Below are 5454 nucleotides of genomic sequence, written 5' to 3'. Positions count from 1 at the left end.
AGCCCTGCTCTCGCTGCCAACATCGACTGGCTAACAAATCCACCACTTGCTTGGGTTTATCTAAGGACAACACAAAATCGTCCTGCTCTATATGTAATTTCTCTAAAAATAACTCAGCAGCTGAAGTACACGCTATTGCTTTTAAATGCGCATAGGCATCGGAAACAAAATCCTGCACCGCTTTTTGTTGAACCAATCGGGGGGCCTGCTCTTTAGAAACCACTAAAGCAACCGCATCAAATAAAAGTCAGCATTGGATACAGAACGTAACTAAAAAAGTACGTTGATTCTCATTTTTTAATAAAAAAGCCCCTGTACTTTTTAGTACAGGGGCTTTTCGAATTTGGCGGAGATGGAGGGATTCGAACCCTCGATGCGGGTATAAGCCGCATGCTCCCTTAGCAGGGGAGTACCTTCAACCTCTCGGCCACATCTCCGTAAAGTCATAACTATAGCATAACTTTAAATAAAAAAGCTAGCCCTAGAATGCTTTAGTTTTTCCCTTGATCTAGTTCAAAAACACGGTGCAAAGTACGTACAGCCAGTTCCATGTATTTATCATCAATAATCACGGAGGTTTTGATTTCGCTTGTGCTGATCATTTGAATATTGATGCCCTCTTCGGATAAGGCACGGAACATGGTGCTGGCTACACCAGCATGGCTACGCATACCGATACCGACGATAGAGACTTTACATACTTTGGAGTCAGCAACAATCTCACCAGCACCTGTCGCAGGAGCAATTTGTTTTTCCAAGATCTCATGGGTGCGTTCTGCATCAGCACGGCTAACAGTAAACGAAAAGTCGGTGGTGCCTTGAACAGATAGGTTTTGCAAAATCATATCCACTTCGATATTGGCTTCTGCAATGGGCCCTAAAATAGAGTAAGCGACACCGGGGGTGTCAGGGACAGCACGTAAAGTAAATTTGGCCTCATCACGGCTAAAAGCAATACCAGAAACAACAGCAGCTTCCATTTTTGTGTCTTCCTCGAAGGTAATAAGCGTGCCCGAGGAGTCTTCCTCGTCGATGGGCAATTCAGGATCAGTTAAAGATGATAGTACGCGAACGGGAACATGATATTTACCCGCAAATTCCACTGAGCGAATTTGTAGAATTTTAGAACCCAATGAAGCAAGCTCTAGCATTTCCTCAAAGGAAATAACACGCATGCGTCGCGCCTCTGGGACCACACGTGGGTCAGTTGTGTAGACGCCATCCACATCGGTAAAGATTAAACACTCATCAGCCTTTAAAGCCGCTGCCATCGCAACAGCAGAGGTATCTGAGCCACCGCGTCCTAAGGTCGTAATATGCCCTTCGTCATCTATGCCTTGGAAACCCGTCACGATCACAACGCGACCCGCATCCAAGTCTGCCTGTACTCGTGTGCCATCAATGGATTTGATACGAGCTTTTGTGTAGGAGGAGTCCGTTTTGACAGGAACCTGCCAACCTGCATAACTGCGGGCTGGAACACCCATCTCTATTAATGCCATCGCCAATAACGAGCTACTGGCTTGTTCACCGGTAGCAGCAAGCATGTCTTGCTCACGCGCATTTGGATGGGCAGAGATATCTTTGGCCAAACCGAGCAAACGGTTGGTTTCCCCTGACATCGCCGACGGAACGACCACCACCTGATGTCCGGCTTTGTGCCATTTGGCAACGCGGCGTGCAACATTTTGGATGCGTTCTACTGAACCCATCGACGTGCCACCATATTTTTGTACGATTAAGGACATAATTATTACTAACTTAAAAAAGTTGGCTCACACCACGAAAAAAAATAATATTTTATTTTGCTTTTGATGCGCTAGTATCAAAATGTAAAAAAACCCGGCCTTTACTACAGCACACAGATGCCTTGCCATGTTTAACCTGCATCTGCCGATCAAAACCTAAGGCATGCAGCTGTCGTAATTGACGCATCATATCGTCTAGACGAGCTTGTGTGGGCATTAACATGCCCTGTTGAGCTAACCAATACCGCAACACCAAAGCTTGACGCGCAACGCTTAGTTTACGCCATAACGCCAAATCAAAACTTTGATCCGATTCATTCAAATCCAATTGTGCTAAATCTGCTGCTGCCACCTCATTCAGAACCTCGTCGGCCTGTTGACTCTGTTGTGCATGACGCACTAAAACCCGCTGCCAACCACGCCAACGTTCATTTAAATGAGGGGTTAAGCGATCACGTAATGCGCCACGCGTGTAATCATCTTGGAGGTTGGTTGGGTCCCAAACGGGTTCCCAGTGAGAGAGCTTCGCAAACTCATGCGCTACAGCAACCAAATCACTGCGCGGTATCGCCAATAAAGGACGCAAATAAACGAGGCCATTACGCTCTGTTTTTTCTGCCATGGCCTTCATACCGGTAGGCCCCGCCCCGCGTAGTAATCGCAATAATACCGTTTCAGCCTGGTCATCTAAATGATGGCCTAAAAAGATATGACGTACACCGGTCAAAGCAGCCATGTGCTCGAAAGCCTGATAACGAGCGGTACGTGCCGCAGACTCTAAGCCATCACCCTGGGTCAAATCAACATGAACTCGTTGAGTATGACAGGCCACACCAAAACGCTGGGCTAAATGGTGCACATGCTGCACCCAGCCCTCAGCTCGCTGCTGTAGTCCATGATGCACATGAAAAAAATGCAGGGTAATACCCTGCTGTCGTGCCCATAAGGTGGCATGTAATGCCAACATCGCTGAATCTACACCCCCGCTGCACGCCACAGCCACATCAGTGGCCTGATTAGCTAGCATCAGTCGTTGTAGCGCAGCAACTATTTTTTTATTAGCAAGCTGCGCTAAGTGTTCTGTAGAAACGAGCTGATCAGCAAAGCCCTCAGCTACGGGCTTCTTGGTAGCGTCCATAAGATAACAAACGCTCTAAACGTTGTTCACGTAATTGATCTACAGATAAGCCTGACACCTGACGTAAGGCATCCGCTAATGCGCGACTGAGTTGACGAGCCATGGTGGAAGGATCTCTGTGCGCCCCGCCCACTGGCTCATTGACGACACGATCAATAAGACCGAAGTCTTTTAATCGATCTGCAGTAATCGCTAAGGCTTCGGCAGCAGTCGATGCTTTATCAGCACTACGCCATAAAATGGAGGCACAGCCCTCTGGGGAAATCACGGCATATGTCGCGTACTGCAACATCATGACTACATCACCCACCGCAATCGCTAAGGCACCACCAGACCCCCCCTCACCAATGATGGTGGAGATAATAGGAACCTTGAGTTCAGCCATCGCATATAAGTTATGACCAATGGCCTCGGACTGACCGCGTTCTTCGGCCCCAATACCGGGGTAAGCTCCGGGTGTATCTACAAAGGTAAATACAGGTAATTGGAATTTTTCGGCCAAACGCATTAAACGCAAGGCTTTACGGTAACCCTCTGGGCGAGGCATACCAAAATTACGTTTAGCTCGCTCTTTGGTGTCTCTGCCCTTTTGATGGCCGATCACCATGCATGGTGTACCGTTAAATCGAGCTAACCCACCAATAATCGCTTTATCATCGGCGTACATACGATCGCCATGCAGCTCATGAAAATCCGTGAAGATTTCTCGTACATAATCCAGTGTATAAGGACGCTGAGGATGACGTGCCACTAAGGCAGTTTGCCACGGCGTTAGCTTTGCGTAAATACTACGCGCCAAAGCCTGACTTTTTTGCTGTAGACGGCTGACCTCTTCGGAAATATCCACAGCGGAATCCGCCTGTACAAATCGCAGTTCGTCTATTTTTTGTTCGAGTTCAGCAATAGGTTGCTCGAACTCTAGGAATGTATTTCGCATTGTAGTCTTAGCTCGTATTAATAATGCACTGCCACAGCATTTAAGCTGCGCCATAAGTGCCACGTTGCCACCGTACACCAAGGAGCCCATGCCTGGGCGACTTCGCGGGCTTCGAAACGCGATACCGGCTCACCACTAAAATAATGCATGGAAATGGCTTTTAATAAAGCCGCATCATCTAAGGGCAACACATCGGCACGACGCAAGTTAAAAATCAAAAACATTTCGGCCGTCCAACGACCGATCCCTCGTATCTTGCACAATGCCTTGATGACTTGTTCATTATCCAAGCCATCTAATCGATCAATATCAATTTGACCTTGGGCAAAGTGTTGAGATACGCCAATAATATATTCAGCTTTGCGTAGCGGCAAACCAATTTCTTGTAAGCTGCCAGCCGAAAGTATAGCGATATTTTCCGGTTCCGGCTGTAACCCATACTGATCGGAAAAGTTCAGCCACTGTGCATGTGCTGTTTTACGACTGGCCTGTTGAGCCAATATAGCGCGTACCAAGGTCACAAATGGCGATACAGACGGCAACGGCCCATCCTCATAACGTAGGATGATTTTACGCAGAATCTGATCATTTTTCATTAACTGCGTCTTTGCCTGATCCCAATACAGGGGTAAATCTGGCATGAATGCCACCCGTTAGGCTCGGCGCCACTGGGTTAGGCCACCTGCTTTGTCTTCGAGCTCAACCCCTTGGTTTTTCAGTTGATCACGAATCAAATCAGCAGCGGCAAAATCTCGATTTTCTTTTGCACTTTGGCGCTGTGCAATAAGCGCATCAATCTGCTCGTCTGAAAGCTGTGTATTTGGTTGCACCGCATCTTTTACATAGCGTGTCGCTGAGCGCAAATACTGTTGTGGATCCGTTTGCAATAAACCTAACACCCCGCCTAAGGCTTTCATTTGGGCGGTTAGCTCTGGGGATTTCTCGCGATTTGCTTGGTTTGCCATATCAAACAATACGGCTACAGCACCAGCTGTATTGAAATCATCATTCATCGCATCACGGAAACGCTTAGCAAAATCACTATCCCAGTCAATTCCTTCGTATTTAGTGGGGCTGATATTAGCTAAGGTTTGGTAGAGTCTATCCAAGGCCTGTTGAGCATCAAACAAGTTCTCAGGCACGTAGTTCTGCATACTGCGGTAATGATTACGTACAATAAAAAAGCGCAGCATTTCGGCCTCTCTGGGGTTAGCCTGATAGCTAGCCTGGTCATCAGCCACACCATTTGTAATGGTCTGACGAATCGTACGGAAATTACCCAACGATTTAGACATTTTGTCTGCATCGACCATTAAGGGGCCACAATGCATCCAAACAGAAGCCATCTCGCCACCAAAGGCACCTTCGGATTGGGCGATCTCATTTTCGTGATGCGGGAATTTCAAGTCTGGCCCGCCGCCATGAATATCTAAAGGCATGCCTAACAACGCGTTACTCATGGCTGAACACTCAATATGCCAGCCTGGGCGACCTAAACCATAAGGCGATTCCCATTTGGATTCAGCCGGTTCCTCTGGCTTTGCTGATTTCCAGAGAACAAAATCCAATGGATCTCGTTTGCCTGCCGATACGGCCACACGTTCTCCGGCACGTAAATCATCTAAGGTTTT

General features: G+C 47.5%; 6 protein-coding genes and 1 tRNA gene. All 7 read right to left on the bottom strand.

The window, feature by feature from the left end:
- On the bottom strand, window positions 1–196 hold a 196-nt coding region (locus Q0Z62_RS10435), incomplete at its 3' end, for a hypothetical protein (protein ID WP_298054285.1).
- A 148-nt stretch (window positions 197–344) separates the two neighbouring features.
- Window positions 345–437, bottom strand: a tRNA-Ser gene (locus Q0Z62_RS10430).
- Between the two features lie 54 nt (window positions 438–491).
- Window positions 492–1748 (bottom strand): aspartate kinase, encoded by a 1257-nt coding sequence (locus Q0Z62_RS10425; RefSeq protein ID WP_269900295.1) that lies wholly within the window; start codon window positions 1746–1748, stop codon window positions 492–494.
- Window positions 1749–1800: 52 nt separating this feature from the next.
- Window positions 1801–2886, bottom strand: coding sequence for a tRNA lysidine(34) synthetase TilS (gene tilS / locus Q0Z62_RS10420; RefSeq protein WP_298054281.1), 1086 nt, complete (start codon window positions 2884–2886; stop codon window positions 1801–1803).
- A complete protein-coding gene (locus tag Q0Z62_RS10415) occupies window positions 2858–3823 on the bottom strand; it encodes an acetyl-CoA carboxylase carboxyltransferase subunit alpha (protein WP_269900297.1) in 966 nt (321 codons plus the stop codon). The genes tilS and Q0Z62_RS10415 overlap by 29 nt, the downstream gene beginning before the upstream one ends.
- Before the next feature lie 17 nt (window positions 3824–3840).
- Window positions 3841–4464: a DNA-3-methyladenine glycosylase 2 family protein gene (locus Q0Z62_RS10410; protein ID WP_298054275.1), complete on the bottom strand. Its 624-nt coding sequence runs from the start codon at window positions 4462–4464 to the stop codon at window positions 3841–3843.
- A gap of 12 nt (window positions 4465–4476) precedes the next feature.
- Window positions 4477–5454: DALR domain-containing protein (locus tag Q0Z62_RS10405; RefSeq protein WP_298054273.1), on the bottom strand; the 978-nt coding region annotated here is incomplete at its 5' end.

It is taken from the genome of uncultured Paenalcaligenes sp. (genome assembly GCF_947630565.1).
Classification (GTDB): Bacteria; Pseudomonadota; Gammaproteobacteria; order Burkholderiales; family Burkholderiaceae_B; genus Paenalcaligenes; species Paenalcaligenes faecalis.
This window is presented reverse-complemented; position numbering and strand designations above follow the sequence as displayed.

What these genes read in the sequence shown, in the direction of transcription:
- Q0Z62_RS10425 (WP_269900295.1), bottom strand. Translation starts at nt 1,748, where the DNA reads ATGTCCTTAATCGTACAAAAATATGGTGGCACGTCGATGGGTTCAGTA.
- tilS (WP_298054281.1), bottom strand. Translation starts at nt 2,886, where the DNA reads ATGGACGCTACCAAGAAGCCCGTAGCTGAGGGCTTTGCTGATCAGCTC.
- Q0Z62_RS10410 (WP_298054275.1), bottom strand. Translation starts at nt 4,464, where the DNA reads ATGCCAGATTTACCCCTGTATTGGGATCAGGCAAAGACGCAGTTAATG.
- Q0Z62_RS10415 (WP_269900297.1), bottom strand. Translation starts at nt 3,823, where the DNA reads ATGCGAAATACATTCCTAGAGTTCGAGCAACCTATTGCTGAACTCGAA.